This is a genomic window from Ornithinimicrobium cavernae (genome assembly GCF_003121625.1).
Classification (GTDB): Bacteria; Actinomycetota; Actinomycetes; order Actinomycetales; family Dermatophilaceae; genus Ornithinicoccus; species Ornithinicoccus cavernae.
Window position 1 is genome coordinate 256,315 of sequence record NZ_QDDJ01000004.1, and the last position, 18,388, is coordinate 274,702.

The following is an 18,388-nucleotide window of genomic DNA, read 5'->3' on the forward strand; positions in this document are numbered from 1 at the left end:
GTGCCGAGGTATCTGTTGTCGGTCTTCGGGCCGACCGAGCGCCCCGAGCTCGGTGGCTACGCGTCCAAGGAGGCGATGCTGGAGTCGTTCGCCGACACCGGCGCCTTCAACGACATGCTGGAGCGCGAGGGCCACTTCGTCTTCGCCGACGGCCTCGAGCCGGCCGCCACCGCCACGACCGTCGACGGCCAGGGCGACAAGCCGGTCATCACCGACGGGCCCTATCTGGAGGCCAAGGAACAGCTCGGCGGCTTCTGGGTCATCGAGGCCGCCGACCTCGACGAGGCCCTCGCGCTCGCCGCCGAGGGGTCCAGGGCGTGCCGCGGGACGGTCGAGGTCCGTCCGTTCCACACCGAGGAGTCCGTGAAGGCGCTTCTCGACTCGTGACGCAGCTCCCCGTCGCCGACGCGATCGCCCGGGCCCACCACGAGGAGTGGGCACGGGTGGTCGCCGGTCTCGCGCGCCGCTTCGGCGACCTCGACCTCGCTGAGGAGGCCGCGGCCGAGGCGTTCGTCGCAGCGGTGGAGCGGTGGCCGCACGACGGAGTGCCACCCAGCCCCGGCGGCTGGCTCACCACCACGGCCCGGCGCAAGGCGATCGACCGGTTGCGCCGCGAGTCCCACCGCGAGGCCAAGCACCAGGCGGCGCAGATGCTGTCGGACCACGCCCCACCCGAACCGACCGGCCCGGTCGAGGACGACCGTCTCCGGCTGCTCTTCACCTGCTGCCACCCCGCCCTCTCGATGGAGGCCCGGGTGGCGCTCACCCTGCGCCTCCTCGGCGGACTCACCGTCGCGGAGATCGCCCACGCCTTCCTCGTGCCGGAGACCACGATGGCGCAGCGGATCACCCGCGCGAAGGCGAAGATCAGGGCCGCACACATCCCCTACCGCGTGCCCTCGGCCACGGACCTGCACGAGCGGTTGACCGGCGTGCTCGCCGTCGTGTATCTCGTCTTCAACGAGGGCTACCTGGCCAGCACGGGCGACGACCCGCTCCGCGCGGACCTGACCGACGAGGCGATCCGCCTCGGCCGCCTCCTGCGCTCCCTCCTGCCCGACGACGGCGAGGTGACCGGTCTCCTGGCCCTGATGCTGCTCACCGATGCCCGACGCGCGGCGCGCGTCTCCCAGACCGGCGAGCTCGTCACGCTGGACGAGCAGGACCGCGGCGCGTGGGACCGGCCCCTGATCGCCGAGGGCCACGCCCTCGTCCGCGAACGGCTCGCCGCGGTCGCCGCCAGCGGGGAGCCACCCGGGCGATACCAGCTGCTGGCCGCCATCAACGCCGTGCACACCGACGCCCGCTCCGCCCGTGACACCGACTGGTCCCAGATCGTCACCCTCTACAACCGGTTGATGGCGCTCGACCCCTCGCCGATCGTGCGACTCAACAGGGCGATCGCCGTGGCGGAACTGGACGGTCCCGACCTGGCACTGGCACAGGTCGACCGACTCACCGAGAGCCTCGAGGGTTACCACGCCTTCCACGCCTCGCGCGCCGACCTGCTCCGCCGGCTCGGGCGGAGCGCCGAGTCCCGCACGGCCTACGACCGGGCCATCCAGCTCACCGGCAACCCCGCCGAGCGGGCCTACCTCGCCCGCCGCCGCGACCAGCTCGTCCGGTCATGACCAGGGTGCCCACCCCACGCAGCGTGCAGGGGGTCTACTACGGCCTCACGCTCGGCAACACCCTCGCCGCATCCTTCATCTGGGGCATCAACACGCTGTTCCTGCTCGACGCCGGCCTGTCGAACACCGAGGCCTTCGCCGCCAACGCCTGCTACGCGGCCGGGATGGTGCTCTTCGAGATCCCCACGGGGGTGGTGGCCGACACGCTCGGCCGGCGTGCGTCATACCTGCTCGGCACCCTCACCCTCGGGGTGGCGACGGTCCTCTACTGGCTGCTGTGGGTCTGGGAGGCGCCGTTCGTTGCGTGGGCGCTCGCGTCCGTGCTCCTAGGGCTGGGCTTCACGTTCTTCTCCGGCGCGGTGGACGCCTGGCTGGTCGACGCGCTGGGCGCGACCGGCTACACCGGCAGCCTGGAGACCGTCTTCGGGCGGTCGATGGTCGTCAGTGGGGCAGCGATGCTCTCTGGTTCCGTGTTCGGCGGCTACCTCGCGCAGGTGACCGACCTGGGGGTGCCGTTCCTGGTCAGGGCCGGCGTCCTGCTGGTGATGCTGCTGGTCGCTGCGTGGTTCATGCGGGACCTGGGTTTCGCGCCGGTGCGCGGCCAGGGCGCCCTGGTGGCCACGCGCACGGTGCTCAGGGACTCCGTGCGCCACGGGTTCGGCCGGGCGCCGGTGCGGTGGCTGCTGCTGGCCAGCCCGTTCACCGCCGGGGTCGGCTTCTTCGTCTTCTATGCGCTGCAGCCGCACCTGCTGGAGCTCTGGGGCGATCCGGAGGCGTACTCCGTCGCGGGGCTGACAGCGGCCCTGGTGTCGGGCGCCTCGATCCTGGGTGGCCTCCTGGCACCGGCGGTGAGGCGCCTGTTCCCCCGCCGGACCTCCACGATCCTGCTGGCGTCCGTCTCCAGCGTGCTGGTCCTGCTCGCGCTCGGCGTCGTGGAGAACTTCTGGGTGGCGGTCGTCCTGATCGCGGTCTGGGGCACCATGACCGCGATCGACGACCCGGTACACCGGGCCTACCTGAACGACCTGATCCCGTCGCGCCAACGAGCGACCGTGCTGTCCTTCGACTCCCTCATGGGCTCGACCGGTGGCGCCGTCCTGCAGCCGGCCCTCGGGCGGACGGCCGACCTCGGCGGCTACGGCGCCTCGCTGCTGGTCAGCGGCGCGCTCTCCGCGGTGGCCGTGCCGTTCGTGCTGCTGAGCCGCGCGCAGAACTCCCCTGCCGACACGCTGCGTGAGGTCGCCGTCCCCGGCCTCGCTCCGGAGACGGTCGCACCCGACCACGTCACCGCCGCTCCGGAGCCTGCCGCCGCCGCGGAGGCCTCCGAGGCTGCGGCCTCCGACCCGGCCGGCACCTGCCGGCCCTGGCTGCAGGGCGGCTCACCGCCGGTATGACGCGTGGTGAGCCGCCCTGTCAGGGCCGGGTTCTCAGGGGCGACCGCTGCGGATCGTGAACTCCGAGGTCCGCTCGCTCACCTGGCCCCACGCGGAGGTGCTGCGCACCGTGACCTCGTGGGTGCCGGGTGCCAGGTCGCCGGGAAGCGCGGCACTCCACAGGTGCGAGGAGTTCCACTCGGGTGTCCCGGGGTCGTCGGGCGTCCCGGCATACTTCTCGTGCAGTGCCGTGAGGTAGTCGTCGGTCGTGGGCTCCAGGTGGGTCATCGTGGTGAACGGACGACCGTCGACGCTCATCTCCACCACGTTGCGGGCACCGCCGTCGAAGACGTTGACCTCCACGCGCGGGTGCAGGTCGTTCTCGTCGTCACTCCCCGAGATCTCGCGGGGGTGCCACACGACCGGCTCCTCGAAGTCGCCCGAGCCGCTGGGTCCACCCGGCACATAGGACCGGTTGTCGTCCTCGAAGCCGATCCGCATGAGGAAGTCCGCCGGCAGGCTGGCCGGCTTGTACTGCGGGGTGACCTCCGCGCCGTCCCAGGTCATCGTGTAGTAGCCGTTGGGGGTGCCGTCGGCCATGTCGGCCTGGCGGACGCCCCGCTCATCGAGCGGGCCCCGATTCCAGCCCGCACCGCGCACCTCGGCCAGTGTCTGGTGGTGCAACGGCACCTCGCCGTCGAACCCCCACCGGGAGTCGATGTCGGTCTGCCAGCTGTTGGACGTGTCGTGCCCCGCGATCGAGTAGAGGTGCGGGCGGTCCTCGAGCAGGTCGAACAGCTGCTCGCGCCGCAGCGTGTTGTTGCCGGCCGCGTCGAGCATGGCCTCGTTGACCAGCGGGATGTGGGCCGCGATCACGATCAGTGTGTCGTCGGGCACCTCGGCGAGGTCCTTCTCGATCCAGGCGAGCTGGTCCTCGGACAGCGCGCCGATGTAGCCGCGCGCTGCCCCCTTCTTCTCCACGTTGTCGAGGGCGATGATGTGCACGTCGCCGTAGTTGAAGGAGTAGTTCGTCGGGCCGAAGTGCTGGATGAACGTGTCGGTCGCGTTGGCATCGGAGGGGGCGTCGTAGTCCATGTCGTGGTTGCCCGGCAGGTTCCACCACGGGATGCCGATCCGGGCAACGGTGTCGTTGTGGTAGTCGAACAGGTCCAGCGGGTCGTTGATGACGTCACCGACGGTGAGACCGAACAACGCGTCACTGCCCTCGAGCTCGGCGACGACGTCCTTGCCCATCATGTCGATCTGGGCCCTGGTCGAGGTCTGCGGGTCCGCGAACGTCAGCGAGGTGAACTCGCCGGACTCGTCCTGCGGGCGCAGCGCGAAGTCGACCGACTCCGGCAGCGGACCGGTGGGCTCCACCCCGCCGTAGCGCAGCTCGACCGGTGAGCCGTTGGGGTAGTGGTTGTAGTAGAACTGCGGCAGGTTCTGGTCGTCGACCGGCACCATCCACCCGCTGGGCTTGGTGACGAAGATCGTGGTCTGGTCATCGACGGACAGCTTGTAGGCCCCCTCGGCGTCGGTCCGGACGATGTCCGTGCCGTTGGAGACGAGGACGCCTGCGATCCCCTCCTCGCCGGCGTCGCGGACCCGGTCACCGTCAGCATCGTGGAAGACGACACCCGTGGTGGTCTCGGTCTCGGTGGTGTCCCCCAGAGCAGGGACCACGGGCAGGAACAGCAGCGGGGTGACCGCCACAGCGAGAGAGGCGCGTGTTCGGCGCACGAGGGGGCTCCTTCAGTCGGGGGTGATACCCCGCAAGGTAAGGAGGTTGCCCAGCGCGGAGGTGAACCGCGCGAGACCAACGCCGCACACTTGCCCAAACCTGGAACGTCCGGTGGGCATGGGCTTGGTATGTGACCACCCACCGGTCGGCGCTGCGGCAGCTCCCTCGCTACCGTGGGCACCATGCGGGAACCGTTGACCGACGCCGACCTGCTCGAGCTCGACCTCGAGCACGCCGATGCCTCGCCGGCGGTGGCGAAGGCGTTTGCCACCAGGCTCGTGTCCTGGGCAGCCGACCCGCACCCCGAGGACGAGCCCCTGCCGGTGCACCTGCTGCTGCTCGCCGGCCAGCACTTCGAGTACGGCGAGGACGACGAGGCCGCCGAACGCGCCTTCCGGCAGGCGGCGGACCTCGCGCCCGAGGACCTTCAGCCGCGCGTCTTCCTGACCAGCCTGCTCATCAGAAAGGGCCGGGTCGACGAGGCCCTGCCGTTGGAGCGGGAGCTGCGCCGCAGCCGCCCACAGGAGGTGTCGGCCTACCTCCTCCTCGGTGAGGCCTGGCACGAACGCGGGGATCATCTGCGCGCCCTCGGCTGGTACAACCGCGGCCTGGAGCAGGCGGAACGGCACGACGGGATCTCCGACGGCGGGATCGATCTGCTCTGCAACGGCCGGTTGCGCGTGCGCCAGGCGATGGGCCAGGCACCGGATGAGTATGACGAGGTGGGCCTCTCCGTCCGCGCGGCGTATGCGGACGGGGACTGACCCGTACGCATTGCCCCGTGACACTGTCGGCGCCCGGTGCCAGAGTGGGAGTCAGCGGTCGATCCGCGGCCGTCCCGAGTTCAGGAGGACCCGATGCCACACGGAGACATCACGCACATCGACATCCCGGTCGGAGACATGGAGCGGGCCAAGGGCTTCTACAGCGGCCTGTTCGGGTGGCAGATCGCCGAGGTGCCCGGCTTCGAGGGCTACCCCATGTGGCAGGCGCCCAACCAGATCAGCGGCGGTGGGTTGGCACCGCGCGATGAGGGGTTCACGCAGCCACGCTCCTATGTCGAGGTGGACTCGATCGAGGAGACCCTCGCCAAGGCACAGGAGCAGGGCGGCAAGGTCGTCATGGACAAGAGCCCGATCAGCGAGACGAGCTGGTGGGCCATCCTCGAGGACCCTGACGGCAACCACATCGGTCTCTACGAGGGGACGACCAGCACGGAGGGCTGAGCCGGGACAGCCGGTTTCAGAGGGCTGAGCCGGGACGACCGGCACGGAGGGCCGAGGCGGGAGGAGCAGCACGGAGGGCCGAGCCGCCGGGGCCCCGCGCGAAGGCTCAGGCCCCGGCTCGGTTGGCCGTGCGCCTGAGGAGCTGCTGCGCGCGCTCGCCCACGTCGCCCCCCATCAGTGAGGCGACGAACTCGGCGATGAGGTCCTCCGGTGAGCCGACCCCCTCCTCGTCGAGCAGGATCTGCTTGGTCGTCCGGACCGCGAGTTCGGAGTTCAGGCGCAGTGTGTCGAGGACGGCAGCGAGGGCCTGGTCGAGCTCGCCCGGACCGACGAGCTCGTCGATCAGGCCCAGCCGGTGGAGCGCCTCGGCATCGAGCTGTCGGGACAGCAACAGCACCGAGCGCGCGGCTCCCGGTCCTCCGATCTGGAGCAGGCGGCGCACGGTCAGCCGGTCGGGGACGAGTCCCAACCTGGCCACGGGGATCTGGAAGAGCACGGTGCTGTCGGCCACGCGCACGTCGCAGGCCAGCGCGAGCTCCGCCCCACCACCCGTCACGTGGTGGGACAGGGCCGCCACGGTGAGCTTGGGCGAGCAGGCGAGCGCCAGCAGCGCGTCGACCACACGGCGGCAGAAGGCCACTGCCTCGGCCTCGTCGCCGCACGCTGCCGCCACCTCCGCCAGGTCTGCTCCGGCAGAGAACACGTCTCCGTGCCCGCGCACGACGATGAGGCGCACCGCGGGGTCCTCGTTGAGTCGTTCCACGTGCTGCGTGAGGGCCAGCCACATGTGGTTCGTCAGCGCGTTGTGCTTCCGTGGCCGCGTGAGGGTCAGCGTGGCCACGTCATCCGCAACGGCGCAGACCACGTCTCCCTCGGGAGCCTGCCCTGCACCGCCGATCACGTCCACCGCGTCAGTCACCTGACCCATGTCAGGCCCCTGTCCGCTCGGCAGGCTGTGCCGGGTCGGCGTCCAGCCACTCGCGCAGGGCCGCGGCGTCCGCGTCCAGCACGGGCGGCGGGCGGTGCGTCACACGCGTCGTCTCGACCTCTCCGTCGGGTCCTGGTGAGAAGAACCGCAGCGGCGGCCCGGGCAGCTCGATCGGGCCGAGGCTCGAGTGGTCGACCTCGACCACCAGGCCCTGGGAGCGCGTCTGCTCCCACGCATACACCTCCTGCAGGTTGCGCACCCGCCCCGCGGGGACCCCGACGGCGCTGAGCTCCCCCAGCACCTCCTCCCCGGTGCGGTGCGCCAGCACCTCCTCGATCCTCGTGGCCAGCTCGTCCCGCCGGGCGACCCGTTCGGTCTTGTCGCCGAAGCCGTCCGCGTCAGGGTCGAGTCCCAGGACCCCGCAGAGACTGACCCAGTGCCGGTCCGTCCCACAGGCGATCTGCACGGCCCCGTCCGCGCAACGGAACAGACCGTAGGGCGCGATCAGCGGGTGGTGGTTGCCGATCGGCACGGGCAGCTCACCGGCCACCGACCACCGCGTCCCCTGGAAGGCGTGGACGCCGACGACCGAGGCGAGCAGGGACGTCCGCACGACCTGGCCGCGCCCGGTGCGGGCACGCTCCACCAGCGCACTGGCCACGCCGTAGGCCCCGTACATCCCGGCGAGCACGTCGCTGATAGCCACGCCGACCCGCTGGGGATCAGCCGCGCTGCTCCCGGTCATGGACATCAGGCCGCCCTCTCCCTGGGCGATCTGGTCATATCCCGGGCGGGTGCTCTCGGGCCCGTCGTGCCCGAACCCGGAGATCGACAGGACGACCAGTCCGGGGTTCAGCTCCAGCAGCCTGTCCGTGCTGAGCCCCAGCCGCTCCATGACGCCCGGGCGGAAGTTCTCGATCAGCACGTCGGCGCGACGTAGCAGCGCCTCCAGCGTCTCCCGCTGGTCGCCGTCCTTGAGGTCGAGCGCGATGGACTCCTTGTTGCGGTTGCACGACAGGAAGTAGGTCGAGGTGCCCCTCTCCCCACTCTCGCCGCCGACGAACGGCCCCCACGCCCGGGACTGGTCCCCACCGGCTGGTTCCTCGACCTTGATGACGCGCGCGCCCAGGTCACCCAGCATCATCCCGGCGTGGGGCCCCGAGAGCGCACGGCTCAGGTCGACGACGAGGATGCCGTCGAGCGGACCACGACCTCCGCCCTCGACGGTCGCGGATGGTTCCGGGGCTGTAGACATGCGGTCCTCTCTGCGGCTCCGTGTGCGCGGGAGGCGGTGGACACGGAGGCTCCTGGTCTGGGTAGCCGCCAAGATACCCGTGCACCGGCCCGCGGTCGGCACCGAGGCTCCGGCGTCGGGGACGCCCTCGCCGGCACCGGCGGCCCGCACGCTACCCTCCTGGAACCACACTGGAGGTGAGTCGCCTGAGCATGCACACGAACCCCGAGAACGACGGGTCCGGCACCACGACGAGCGGTGAGGACATCCGGTTCGCACGGTCCGCACTGTTCGTCCCCGGAGACCGGCCCGACCGCTTCACCAAGGCTGTGGCGAGCGGGACCGACCTCGTGGTCTGCGACCTCGAGGACGCGGTGGCCGCGCCCCAGAAGGACCTCGCCCGCACCTCGGTCACGGACTGGTTGCGCAGCGGCGCCCGAGCCTGTGTCCGGGTGAACCCGGCGGAGTCACCTGACCACGCGGCAGATGTGCAGGCCCTCGTCGGTGTGCCCGGCGTGGTCGCCGTGCTCCTGGCGAAGGCGGAGGACCCCGCGGCCGTGCGCGCCACGGCGGAGGCCCTGGAGGCCCCGGTCATCGCGCTGATCGAGACGGCCCTCGGCCTCTCGCGTGCGGCCGAACTGGCAGCAGTGCCAGGAGTCGCGCGGCTCGGCTTCGGCCACCTCGACTACTCGGTCGACATCGGGGCCGAGGGCACGCACACCGCGATGCTGAGCGCCCGGAGCGCCGTGGTGCTCGCGTCCCGCCTCGGTGGACTCACCGGCCCCTTCGACGGGGTGACCGCCCAGTTCAACGACGACGGCGCTCTGGCGGCCGACGCTGCCCACGCCCGAGAGCTGGGGTTCACCGGCAAGTTCCTCATCCATCCCCGCCAGGTGGCCGGGACGCATGCCGCCTTCGCCCCCACGCCCGAGCAGGTGGACTGGGCGCGTGAGGTCGTGCGCGCGGCCGAGTCCGGCGGTGCCGTGCAGGTGGACGGCGCCATGGTGGACGCTCCGGTGGTCGCTCAGGCGCAGGCCATCCTGCTGCGTCACAACCGGTAGTGCACCGACAGCAAGTCATTCGGCTGCGTCACAACCGGTAGTGCACCGACGCGGCGATCTGAGCGCAGATGGCCGCGACGTCCGCCCCCACCGCGGGGATGTCCAGCGTCTGGTAGCGACTCGACGGCATCGACAGCGACACGGCGCCGAAGACCTCACCGTCCGGAGCGACGATCGGGGCCGCGACGGCCGCGATGTCGTTGCGCCACTCCGCCTCGTTGGTCGCGTACCCCCGTGCGCGCGCCGTGGCCACCTGGTCCCGGATCGCCTGACCGTCCGTGATCGTGGCCGGGGTGTGTGCCTGCACGGGTTGGGCCAGCAGCTCCTCGGTGACCTCCGGTGGCATCCTGCTCAGGATGGCCCGGCCACCGGCGCTGTTGAGGATGGGCGCCTGGGTGCCGACCTCGAGGAAGGTGCGGAGGGAGTTCGTCCCGTCGACGCGGGCGATGACGATGACGTGGTCACCGTCCGCGACCGTGAGGTGGACCGTCTCCCGGTAGGTGTCACGCAGCGTGGTGAGGTGTCGCCTGGCCCCCTCGGGCAGGGTCTTGACGATCGAGCCGGACAGCCCGACCCGGAAGACCTTCCGGGTGAGGCGCCACCGGACACCCGCTGACCCGTCGGGCTCTGCCCAGCCGGCCTGGTCCAGGGTGCGCAGGGTCCGCTGGACCGAGGACTTGGGCAGCTCGACCTCACGCGCCAGCTCGGACACCCCGATCGGCTGCCGTGCCGCGAGGGTCTCCAGGACCGCCAGCGCGTTCAGGACCGACCGCACCCCGTCCCCCGCCCCCACCGATCCCCCGACCTTGGTCATGTTTCCTCCGGGTTTGTCCGTTACCTCTTGTGCATCCGCGATGCGCCTATTACGGTGCTCCGTACCGGAGGCTAGCACGCCGTGCCGCCTGGTGGAACGTACGACAAGGAGGTCGTGGCCATGACTGGCTACACGCACTACCTGGCTGAGCACGTGCAGGGCCGGGCACCGCAGGACCGCTCCCGCGCCCTCGACCTGGCCGAGCGGGCCGTCGTGGACACGATCGCGGCCAGCCTCGCGGCACGCCGCGACCTGACCCTCACGACCGGCCTGGCCTCCGTGGGCACCGGGTCAGCCGGCCCGGCCACGCTGTGGACGACCGGCGGCGGGACGGACGCCCAGCACGCGGCCCTCCTCAACGGGCTCGCCGGGCACGCCCTCGACTACGACGACGTCGATGACGCGATGATCGGCCATCCCAGCACCGTCCTCCTCCCCGCACTGCTCGCGGTCGGCGAGGAGCGCGACCTCTCCGGCGAGGAGATCCTCGAGGCGTTCGACGTCGGCCTGTTCGCCTGCCGTGACCTGGCGGCCGAGCTGGGCATCACGGGCCACTACGCCAAGGGCTGGCACGCCACCGGCACGGTCGGCACGGTGGGGGCCACGGCGGGCCTGGCCAGGCTGATGGGGCTGGACCTGGCACAGACCCGGCACGCCCTCGGCATCGCCGGCTCCCTCGCGGGTGGCAGTCGTCAGAACTTCGGCACGATGACCAAGCCGTTGCATGCCGGTGTCGCTGCACGCAGTGCCGTGCTGGCCGCGAGCCTGGCCGCGGGCGGCTTCACCGCGGACCCCGACCAGTTGGAGGGGCCGCTCGGCTTCCTGGCCCTGCACCACGGCGTGGGGCGCACCTCACGGGAGCTGCCGCCCGGTGCCGACGCCGCCGGGCTCAACGTCAAGCTCTACCCGTGCTGCTACTACCTGCACTGCGCCGCCGATGCCGCCCTCGAGCTGCGGCAGGAGGGACTCTCCGCAGACCAGGTCGCGGACGTCACGGTGACGGTGATGCCGGGCGGCCTGGCACCACTGATCCACTCCCGTCCCGTGAGCGGACTGCAGGGCAAGTTCAGCATGGAGTATGCGATGGCCGCCGCCCTGCTCGACGGCCACCTGATCCTCGACTCCTTCACCGACGGCCAGGTCGGCCGTCCGGAGGCCCAGGCGCTCCTGCGCAAGGTCACGAAGAGGGAGGACCCGACACCCCCGGTGGGTGGCCCTGCCTCGGGCGCCTTCGCCGTGGTGCAGGTGCGCACCACGTCCGGTGACGTCCTCACCCGTCGGGTGGACCGTGCGCGCGGCCACGCCTCGCGCCCCGTCGACGAGGCGGACCTGCGAGCGAAGTTCGACGACTGTCTGACGTTCGTCGGTCTCGACCAGGCCCTCGGCGGCTCCGCCTACGAGTCCCTGCGCCACCTGCGCGGTGCCACCTCGCTGCGCGAGGCACTCAGCCCGCTGCGCGCGCTGGTCACCGGGCCCGACCGCGCGACGGTCGGCAGCCGATGACGACGACACCGACCCCCCGCCCCCTCGAGGGGCTGGTCGTGGTGGCTGTCGAGCAGGCCGTCGCCGCACCCCTGACCACCCGCCAGCTCGCCGACCTGGGAGCCCGGGTCCTCAAGATCGAGCGCCCCGGCGGGGGTGACTTCGCCCGCGGCTACGACGACACGGTGCACGGCATGTCCAGCGCCTTCCTGTGGCTGAACCGCGGCAAGGAGTCGGTGGAGCTCGACCTGAAGTCCCCGGAGGGCAGAGAGGTGCTGGAGCGCCTGCTGGCGCAGGCGGACGTCTTCGTCCAGAACCTGTCCCCCAGTGCCGCGCAACGGGCCGGCCTGGACCCGGCGGCCGTCCAGCGCCGCCACCCGCACGTCATCGCCTGCGCGATCACCGGCTACGGGACGACAGGCCCCCTGGCGTCCGCCAAGGCCTACGACCTGCTCATCCAGGGCGAGGCCGGGCTCATCTCCCTGACGGGAGACGGTGACGTGATGGCCAAGGTCGGCATCTCCATCGCCGACATCTCGGCCGGGTCGCAGTGCTGCACCGGCATCCTGGCGGCGCTGCGCCACCGCGACCACACGGGTCAGGCACTTCCCGTCGACATCGCCATGTTCGACACCCTCGCGGAGTGGCTGGCCTACCCGCTCTACTACGCCGACTACGGCGGCACCGAGCCGGCCCGGACCGGCGCGCGCCACGCGACGATCGTGCCCTACGGGTCCTTCCCCGCCGCCGACGGCCTGGTGCTCCTCGCCGTCCAGAACGACCGGGAGTGGCGCCGCTTCTGCGAGACCGTCCTCGAGCGTCCGGACTTGGCCGACGACCCGCGCTTCGACTCGCACGCCACACGCATGGAGCACCGCGAGGAGCTGGAGGCCCTCATCATCGCCCGGCTGAGCCCCATGCCCGTGGCGGACGTCCAGGCCCTGCTGACGAAGGCGGACATCGCCCAGGCGCGACTCAACAGCATCGCGGACCTCGCCGAGCACGAGCAGATCACCACCCGCAACCGGTGGGTGCCCACGCCCAGCCCGGTCGGGACCGTGCGCACCCTGCTGCCCCCGTGGCTCCCGACCGCGCCCGACGGCACCCCACCAGAGCTGGGCGCCGTCCCGGCCCCCGGCGAGCACACCACCCAGGTCCTGGCCTGGCTCGACACGATCAACCCAACAGCCGAGGAGGCCTGAGCATGACGACAAAACCCGGGTGGACCGGACGGTTCTTCGAGGACTTCGAGGTGGGGGACGTCTACGAACACGTGCTCGGGCGGACGGTGACCACGACGGACAACATCTGGTTCACCCTGCTCACCCAGAACACGGCGCCCATCCACTTCGACCACGAGTACGCCTCGCACACCGAGTTCGGCAAGCCGCTGATGAACTCCGCGTTCACCCTCGCCCTGGTCACCGGGCAGACGGTGCCCGACATCTCGCAGAACGTCTTCGCCAACCTGGCGTGGGACAAGATCTCGCTGCCGCGTCCGGTGTTCGAGGGCGACACCCTCAAGAGCCGGTCCAAGGTGCTCGGCAAGCGGGAGTCGAGGTCCCGACCCGAGATCGGGATCGTGCACGTCTACACCGAGGGCTACAACCAGCGTGCAGAGGTCGTGGTCAGCTTCGAGCGCAAGGTCATGGTCTACCGGCAGGGCTTCGGACCGCGAGCCACCGCTCCCTCGACGGTCCCCACCACGCCCCTACCGGAGGTCCAGGCATGACCGCACCGACTGTCCAGATCGGCTCCGACAACGAGCTGCGACGCGACCTGCGCAGCCTCGTCGACCAGATCTGCGCGGACTACCCGAACGAGTACTGGCGTGAGCTCGACCGCACGCGCAGCTACCCCGAGGAGTTCGTCGCGGCCCTGACCAAGACCGGCGCCCTGGGTGCCCTGGTGCCAGAGGAGTACGGCGGGCTCGGGCTGGAGATGGGCGACGCGTCGGTCATCCTGGAGCAGATCAACCGCAACGGTGCCAACGCCGGCCCCGTCCACGCCCAGCTGTACACGATGGGCGCCGTGCTGCGGCACGGCAACGCGGAGCAGCGCAGCACCTACCTGCCGGGCATCGCCGACGGGTCCATCCGGCTCCAGGCCTTCGCGATCACCGAGCCCACTGCCGGGACCGACACCACCAGCCTGCAGACCACGGCGGTCCGGGACGGCGACGACTACATCGTCAACGGGCAGAAGGTCTTCATCTCCCGGGTCCAGCACTCCGACCTCATGCTCCTGCTGGCGCGTACGACCCCCCTCGCCGAGGTGGAGCGGAAGTCCCACGGACTCTCCCTGTTCCTGCTGGACATGCGCACGGTCGAGGGCATCACGGTCCGCCCGCTGGAGACGATGGTCAACCACGAGACCAACGAGGTGTTCTTCGACAACGTGCGGGTGCCGGCCTCGGCACTCATCGGCGAGGAGGGGCGCGGGTTCACCTACGTCCTGGACGGTATGAACGCCGAGCGGATCCTCGTCTCCGCCGAGTGCGTCGGGGACGGTCGCTGGTTCATCGAGAAGGCCAGCCGCTATGCCAGCGAGCGCGTCGTGTTCGGGCGGCCGATCGGCCAGAACCAGGGCATCCAGTTCCCCATCGCCCGCGCCCACATCAACATCGAGGCGGCCGACCTGATGCGCTGGCGGGCGGTGGACCTGTTCGACGCGGGGCTGCCGTGCGGCGCGGAGGCCAACATGGCCAAGCTGCTCACCTCGGAGGCCTCCTGGGAGGCGGCGAACGCGTGCGTGCAGACCCATGGCGGCTACGGGTTCGCGACGGAATATGACGTGGAGCGCAAGTTCCGTGAGACGCGCCTCTACCAGGTGGCTCCCATCTCCACCAACCTCGTCCTCTCCTACGTCGGGCAGCACGTGCTCGAGATGCCGAGGTCGTTCTGATGACCCCGACACCACCGCCGCTCCACGTGGGGCTGCTGCTGTGCAGCCAGTTCCCCGTGGGCACCGACCCGGTGCCGGCCTTCGAGGAGCAGCTGGACCAGGTCCGCCTCGTCCGGGACGCTGGTTTCGGCTCGGTCTTCACCTCCCAGCACTACCTCGCCCACCCGTTCCAGTACCTCCACCCGCTGGCGGTGCTGGCCCGGATCATCCCCGAGCTCGGCGACATGCGGATGGGCACGGCGATCAGTCTGCTCGCGCTGCAGAACCCGGTCGACCTCGCAGAGCAGACCGCGACGCTCGACATCCTCAGCGACGGCCGTCTCACCCTCGGCGTGGGCCTGGGCTACCGCGACGTGGAGTTCGCCGCCTTCGGGATGGGGACAGAGGGTCGGCTCCGGCGCTTCCTCGACAACCTGGACCTGGTGCGGGCCCTCTGGACGCAGGACCGGGTGACGTTCGAGGCGGACCACGTCCGGCTGGATGACGTCCCCGTCGCCCTGCGCCCGGTGCAGCAGCCCCACCCGCCGATCTGGATGGCGGCGCACACCGACGCCGCCATCCGCCGGGCCGCCCGGCGCGGCCTGCCCTGGGTCGCCGCCGCGGCGCACGTCGAGGACGACTACCTGGCCCACCAGGTCGGGGTCTACCGCGACGCGTGCGCCGAGTACGAGCACCCCGACCTCGACCTCCCGGTGATGCAGGAGGTCTACGTCGCGCCGACCGAGGAGCAGGCGCTCGAGGTCGTCCGCCGGTCGCTCGCCGTGAAGTACGAGGCCTACGCGCAGTGGGGACAGGACCAGATCCTGCCCGAGAGCCAGTCCTTCGACAAGGAGTTCGACCAGCTCCGCCAGGGGCGCTTCCTGATCGGTGACCCGGCGGGCGTCCTCGCCCGGATCCGGGCGCTGCAGGCGGCCGCCCAGCCCACCCACCTGCTACTGCGCATGCAGTGGCCGGGCATGACCCAGTCGGAGGCGGTCTCCAGCATGGAGCTCTTCGCCGAGCAGGTCCTGCCACATCTGGAAACCAGCACGGGAAAGGACTCATCATGAGGACCACACACAGCAACACCCTGGGTCGCCGGCGTTTCCTGACGCTCGCGGCAGCGGCCACAGCCCTCACGGCCTGCGGTGCCCCGACCACCGGCACGACGCCGGACGACGGTGCCGCGTCCGGAGGCGGCGGGGAGGAGGACGGCTCCCTCACGGTCGCCACCTACATCCCGCCCTCCTACAAGGACCTGTACGGCGCCTTCACCCTGCTGATGGACACCGCCACGGAGGCCTCCGCTGGCGCCCTGTCCTTCGAGATGTTCGACTCGGGCACGCTGCTCGCGGCCGACCAGCTCATCCCCGGCCTGACCCGTGGCGTGTGCGACCTGGCGCTGACCACCAGCTCGTACGTGTCCACCACCTACCCCGTCCTCGGGTGCTACGAGCTGCCGTTCGTCAACGAGGGCACCGACCAGACGCTGCGGGCGCTGGCCATCGACGGTGAGCTCTTCACGCTCATCAACGAGGAGATCGGCAAGAAGGGACTGCGCCTCCTGGGCAGCATGCCCACCGCGCCGGAGTACATCTGGACGGTCGACAAGCCCATCCTCAAGCCCGGCGACCTGAAGGGCATGAGGATCCGCACGGCGGGCAACGTCGAGGGCGAGACGGTCAAGGCCCTGGGCGGCGCCCCGATCTCGATGAGCTCGGCCGAGATCTACGAGGCCCTGGAGCGCGGGACCATCGACGGGATGATCTCCTACCCCGGCACGGTGATCTCCCGCGACCTGCAGAACGTGCTCAAGTTCGGCACCGCCGGCCACTTCGGTCTGTACTCCGTCGACATCTACAGCCGGCTGGACTGGTACGACGCCCTCGGCGAGGAGGAGAAGACTGCGCTCAGCGAGGGTGCCAAGGCCTACCAGGAGGAGGGCACCGCCGCGCAGCTCAAGGTGCACGCCGAGGAGTACTTCCCGGCCATGAAGGAGGCCGGGCTGGAGGTCGTCGAGCTCGACGACCAGCAGACCCAGGCGTTCAAGGAGGCCACCACCGGTGTCGTCGACTGGTGGAAGGGTCGGATGGAGGACGCAGCGGTCGCCGACCAGGCCCTCGAACTGGTGCAGAACGCGTGACCCCCGACGTCACCGGGAGGGTCCGTTCCGGTCCGGCACGGGCCCTGGGCACGGCCGACCACCTCGTGGTCGGCCTGGCCTTCTGGCTCCGGGTGCTGGCCGGGCTGCTCATCGTCATGATGACCGTCACGACGGTGTATGACGTGATCGCCCGCTACTTCTTCGCCTCACCGACGGAGTGGGCCTTCACCCTGAACTCAGCAGCACTCCTGGCGGCGACCCTGCTCGCGATGCCCCACCTCGCGGCGATCCACGGGCACATCGACATGGACCTGGTCTACCGCCGGTTCCCGCGTCGGGTGCAGCGCGTGCTCGACGTCGTCAACGGCCTGGTCACCCTGGCCTTCGGAGCGCTGCTGGCCTGGCTCGGCTACCGGGCCGCCTTCGGCGCCTACCTCAGCGGCCTCTACACGTCGGGCAACTTCAACCTGCCCATGTGGGTCCTGTATGCCGTGGTGTACCTCGGCGGTCTGGGACTGGCCCTGGTGATCCTGTTCTCACCGTGGCGGAGGCGCACCGTGGGAGATGACGTCGACACGCTCACGAGTGCGGGGGTGTCCTGATGAGTGCGGACCTCATCGTCGTCCTCGCGGTGACCCTGCTCGTCGTCCTCATCGCGATCAAGGTGCCGATCTACGTCTCCCTGGGCGTGTCCGGACTGCTGGGCCTGTACTTCATGCAGGGGCTGATCGGACTGGACCAGGTCCCGATCGCGCTGGTGTCGCAGCTGCAGAACTACTCCCTCATGGCGGCTCCGCTGTTCATCTTCATGGGCGAGGTCCTCGCCGTGAGTGGGCTGGGTCGCGACCTGTTCCGGGCGGCCTACCGATGGCTCGGCCGCGTTCCCGGAGGTCTGGCGGCGTCGGCGATCGGCTCCTCGACTGCCTTCGGTGCCATGTCCGGGGTGAGCATCTCCTCGGTCGCGGTCGTCGGCCGGATGGCCGTGCCCGAGATGCTCGACCGGGGGTACAGGCCCAGCTATGCGAGCGGCTCGGTGGTGGCCTCCGGGGCCCTCGCCATGCTCATCCCGCCCAGCCTGATGTTCATCCTCTACTCCTCGGTGACCGGCGTCGGGGTGGCCGACCTGTTCACCGGAGGCATCGTCCCCGGGCTGATGCTGTCCGGGCTGATGATCCTGTGGGTCGTCTTCGTGGCCGTCGTGAAGCCCAGCTGGGCACCGGCCCCTCCGGAGAAGTTCACGCTGGCCGAGAAGATGTCGTCCCTGCTGCGGATCACGCCCGCCATGGTGCTGATCCTGCTCGTGCTGGGGTCGATCTACGCCGGTTGGGCGACCCCGACGGAGGCCGCCGCTGTCGGCGCTGCCGGTGCGATCGTCCTCGTCGGCGTGTTCTACCGCGCGCTGAACTGGGCGAACATGAAGGCGGCCATGGTCGCGACGACGTTCGTCTCCACGGTCCTGATGGTCATCGTCGGCACGGCGTTCATCTTCACGCAGATGCTCGTCGTGGCCCGGGTCCCGGACAAGATCACGGCCTACGTGACCGCGCTGGACCTGGCACCCATCGTCATCATCCTGATCATGATGGTGATCCTGGTCCTCCTCGGCTGCCTGGTCGACGCCGCCTCGCTGCTGCTCGTCGTGACGCCGATCCTGCTGCCCACCGTCGTGGCCCTCGGCTATGACCCGCTGTGGCTGGGCATCATCCTCGTGGTCAACCTGGAGATGGCCGTCATCACCCCGCCGGTCGGGCTCAACCTCTACACGATGAAGTCGGTCGTGCCCGACCTGGACCTGGCAGACATCTTCAAGGGTGTGGTGCCCTACATCATCATCGAGTTCGCGCTGCTCCTGCTCCTCATCTTCGTGCCGGAGATCGCGCTGTGGCTGCCTAACCAACGGTGACCGGC

18 protein-coding genes are annotated in these 18,388 nt (G+C 70.5%); 14 read left to right on the forward strand and 4 right to left on the reverse strand.

Translation table 11 applies throughout. The annotated features are described in order from the left end of the window. The 3 genes from DA085_RS05995 to DA085_RS06005 are packed head-to-tail and all read left to right on the forward strand — an operon-like array spanning window position 1 to window position 3,025. Window positions 1–387: a YciI family protein gene (locus tag DA085_RS05995; RefSeq protein ID WP_109472038.1), complete on the forward strand. Its 387-nt coding sequence runs from the start codon at window positions 1–3 to the stop codon at window positions 385–387. After that, complete coding sequence (locus DA085_RS06000) at window positions 384–1,631, forward strand: RNA polymerase sigma factor (RefSeq protein ID WP_109472039.1); 1,248 nt, start codon at window positions 384–386, stop codon at window positions 1,629–1,631. Before DA085_RS05995 ends, DA085_RS06000 begins: the two co-directional genes overlap by 4 nt. Beyond that, the gene (locus DA085_RS06005; RefSeq protein WP_109472040.1) at window positions 1,628–3,025 is read left to right on the forward strand and encodes an MFS transporter; all 1,398 of its coding nucleotides are present in this window, start codon (window positions 1,628–1,630) and stop codon (window positions 3,023–3,025) included. Before DA085_RS06000 ends, DA085_RS06005 begins: the two co-directional genes overlap by 4 nt. A 33-nt stretch (window positions 3,026–3,058) precedes the next feature. On the opposite strand, the gene DA085_RS06010 is transcribed toward DA085_RS06005, so the two are convergent. After that, window positions 3,059–4,747, reverse strand: a complete 1,689-nt coding sequence (locus DA085_RS06010; protein ID WP_109472041.1) for a calcineurin-like phosphoesterase C-terminal domain-containing protein — start codon at window positions 4,745–4,747, stop codon at window positions 3,059–3,061. Between the two features lie 183 nt (window positions 4,748–4,930). Here DA085_RS06010 and DA085_RS06015 point away from each other — a divergent pair, with 183 nt between their 5' ends. After that, window positions 4,931–5,512, forward strand: coding sequence for a tetratricopeptide repeat protein (locus tag DA085_RS06015; RefSeq protein ID WP_109472042.1), 582 nt, complete (start codon window positions 4,931–4,933; stop codon window positions 5,510–5,512). A 93-nt stretch (window positions 5,513–5,605) separates the two neighbouring features. Then, the gene (locus tag DA085_RS06020; RefSeq protein WP_109472043.1) at window positions 5,606–5,974 is read left to right on the forward strand and encodes a VOC family protein; all 369 of its coding nucleotides are present in this window, start codon (window positions 5,606–5,608) and stop codon (window positions 5,972–5,974) included. A gap of 106 nt (window positions 5,975–6,080) precedes the next feature. Here DA085_RS06020 and DA085_RS06025 read toward each other — a convergent pair whose 3' ends face one another. Together DA085_RS06025 and DA085_RS06030 are read right to left on the reverse strand one after the other, a co-directional pair. After that, window positions 6,081–6,902 carry an enoyl-CoA hydratase/isomerase family protein gene (locus DA085_RS06025; RefSeq protein WP_109472044.1) on the reverse strand — a complete coding sequence of 274 codons (822 nt, stop codon included), beginning with the start codon at window positions 6,900–6,902 and terminating at the stop codon, window positions 6,081–6,083. A gap of 1 nt (window position 6,903) precedes the next feature. Then, the gene (locus tag DA085_RS06030) at window positions 6,904–8,157 is read right to left on the reverse strand and encodes a CaiB/BaiF CoA transferase family protein (RefSeq protein WP_109472045.1); all 1,254 of its coding nucleotides are present in this window, start codon (window positions 8,155–8,157) and stop codon (window positions 6,904–6,906) included. Window positions 8,158–8,348: 191 nt separating this feature from the next. Here DA085_RS06030 and DA085_RS06035 point away from each other — a divergent pair, with 191 nt between their 5' ends. Beyond that, on the forward strand, window positions 8,349–9,197 hold the full coding sequence (locus DA085_RS06035) for an HpcH/HpaI aldolase/citrate lyase family protein (RefSeq protein WP_109472046.1): 849 nt from the start codon (window positions 8,349–8,351) through the stop codon (window positions 9,195–9,197). A 28-nt stretch (window positions 9,198–9,225) separates the two neighbouring features. Here DA085_RS06035 and DA085_RS06040 read toward each other — a convergent pair whose 3' ends face one another. After that, window positions 9,226–10,011, reverse strand: a complete 786-nt coding sequence (locus DA085_RS06040; RefSeq protein ID WP_109472047.1) for an IclR family transcriptional regulator — start codon at window positions 10,009–10,011, stop codon at window positions 9,226–9,228. 120 nt (window positions 10,012–10,131) lie between these two features. On the opposite strand from DA085_RS06040, the gene DA085_RS06045 reads away from it, so the two are divergent. Genes DA085_RS06045 through DA085_RS06080 form a run of 8 tightly spaced genes read left to right on the forward strand, consistent with a single transcriptional unit; the run spans window position 10,132 to window position 18,383 of the window. Continuing rightward, on the forward strand, window positions 10,132–11,514 hold the full coding sequence (locus DA085_RS06045; protein ID WP_109472048.1) for an MmgE/PrpD family protein: 1,383 nt from the start codon (window positions 10,132–10,134) through the stop codon (window positions 11,512–11,514). After that, entirely contained in the window at window positions 11,511–12,695 is a 1,185-nt protein-coding gene (locus tag DA085_RS06050) for a CaiB/BaiF CoA transferase family protein (RefSeq protein ID WP_109472049.1), read from the forward strand. The genes DA085_RS06045 and DA085_RS06050 overlap by 4 nt, the downstream gene beginning before the upstream one ends. A 2-nt stretch (window positions 12,696–12,697) precedes the next feature. After that, window positions 12,698–13,225, forward strand: a complete 528-nt coding sequence (locus tag DA085_RS06055) for a MaoC family dehydratase (protein WP_109472050.1) — start codon at window positions 12,698–12,700, stop codon at window positions 13,223–13,225. Continuing rightward, a complete protein-coding gene (locus DA085_RS06060; protein WP_109472051.1) occupies window positions 13,222–14,397 on the forward strand; it encodes an acyl-CoA dehydrogenase family protein in 1,176 nt (391 codons plus the stop codon). Before DA085_RS06055 ends, DA085_RS06060 begins: the two co-directional genes overlap by 4 nt. Further along, window positions 14,397–15,446: an LLM class flavin-dependent oxidoreductase gene (locus tag DA085_RS06065; protein WP_109472052.1), complete on the forward strand. Its 1,050-nt coding sequence runs from the start codon at window positions 14,397–14,399 to the stop codon at window positions 15,444–15,446. Before DA085_RS06060 ends, DA085_RS06065 begins: the two co-directional genes overlap by 1 nt. Continuing rightward, on the forward strand, window positions 15,443–16,519 hold the full coding sequence (locus DA085_RS06070) for a TRAP transporter substrate-binding protein (protein WP_109472053.1): 1,077 nt from the start codon (window positions 15,443–15,445) through the stop codon (window positions 16,517–16,519). Before DA085_RS06065 ends, DA085_RS06070 begins: the two co-directional genes overlap by 4 nt. After that, the gene (locus DA085_RS06075; protein ID WP_109472054.1) at window positions 16,516–17,082 is read left to right on the forward strand and encodes a TRAP transporter small permease; all 567 of its coding nucleotides are present in this window, start codon (window positions 16,516–16,518) and stop codon (window positions 17,080–17,082) included. Before DA085_RS06070 ends, DA085_RS06075 begins: the two co-directional genes overlap by 4 nt. Continuing rightward, entirely contained in the window at window positions 17,082–18,383 is a 1,302-nt protein-coding gene (locus DA085_RS06080; RefSeq protein ID WP_109472055.1) for a TRAP transporter large permease, read from the forward strand. The genes DA085_RS06075 and DA085_RS06080 overlap by 1 nt, the downstream gene beginning before the upstream one ends. The last annotated feature ends 5 nt before the right edge of the window (window positions 18,384–18,388 follow it).

Bases quoted from the DNA above. Each gene is read 5' to 3' on its own strand.
- DA085_RS06005 (WP_109472040.1), top strand. From the start codon at position 1,628: ATGACCAGGGTGCCCACCCCACGCAGCGTGCAGGGGGTCTACTACGGC.
- DA085_RS06015 (WP_109472042.1), top strand. From the start codon at position 4,931: ATGCGGGAACCGTTGACCGACGCCGACCTGCTCGAGCTCGACCTCGAG.
- DA085_RS06020 (WP_109472043.1), top strand. From the start codon at position 5,606: ATGCCACACGGAGACATCACGCACATCGACATCCCGGTCGGAGACATG.
- DA085_RS06025 (WP_109472044.1), bottom strand. From the start codon at position 6,902: ATGGGTCAGGTGACTGACGCGGTGGACGTGATCGGCGGTGCAGGGCAG.
- DA085_RS06030 (WP_109472045.1), bottom strand. From the start codon at position 8,157: ATGTCTACAGCCCCGGAACCATCCGCGACCGTCGAGGGCGGAGGTCGT.
- DA085_RS06035 (WP_109472046.1), top strand. From the start codon at position 8,349: ATGCACACGAACCCCGAGAACGACGGGTCCGGCACCACGACGAGCGGT.
- DA085_RS06040 (WP_109472047.1), bottom strand. From the start codon at position 10,011: ATGACCAAGGTCGGGGGATCGGTGGGGGCGGGGGACGGGGTGCGGTCG.
- DA085_RS06045 (WP_109472048.1), top strand. From the start codon at position 10,132: ATGACTGGCTACACGCACTACCTGGCTGAGCACGTGCAGGGCCGGGCA.
- DA085_RS06050 (WP_109472049.1), top strand. From the start codon at position 11,511: ATGACGACGACACCGACCCCCCGCCCCCTCGAGGGGCTGGTCGTGGTG.
- DA085_RS06055 (WP_109472050.1), top strand. From the start codon at position 12,698: ATGACGACAAAACCCGGGTGGACCGGACGGTTCTTCGAGGACTTCGAG.
- DA085_RS06060 (WP_109472051.1), top strand. From the start codon at position 13,222: ATGACCGCACCGACTGTCCAGATCGGCTCCGACAACGAGCTGCGACGC.
- DA085_RS06065 (WP_109472052.1), top strand. From the start codon at position 14,397: ATGACCCCGACACCACCGCCGCTCCACGTGGGGCTGCTGCTGTGCAGC.
- DA085_RS06070 (WP_109472053.1), top strand. From the start codon at position 15,443: ATGAGGACCACACACAGCAACACCCTGGGTCGCCGGCGTTTCCTGACG.
- DA085_RS06080 (WP_109472055.1), top strand. From the start codon at position 17,082: ATGAGTGCGGACCTCATCGTCGTCCTCGCGGTGACCCTGCTCGTCGTC.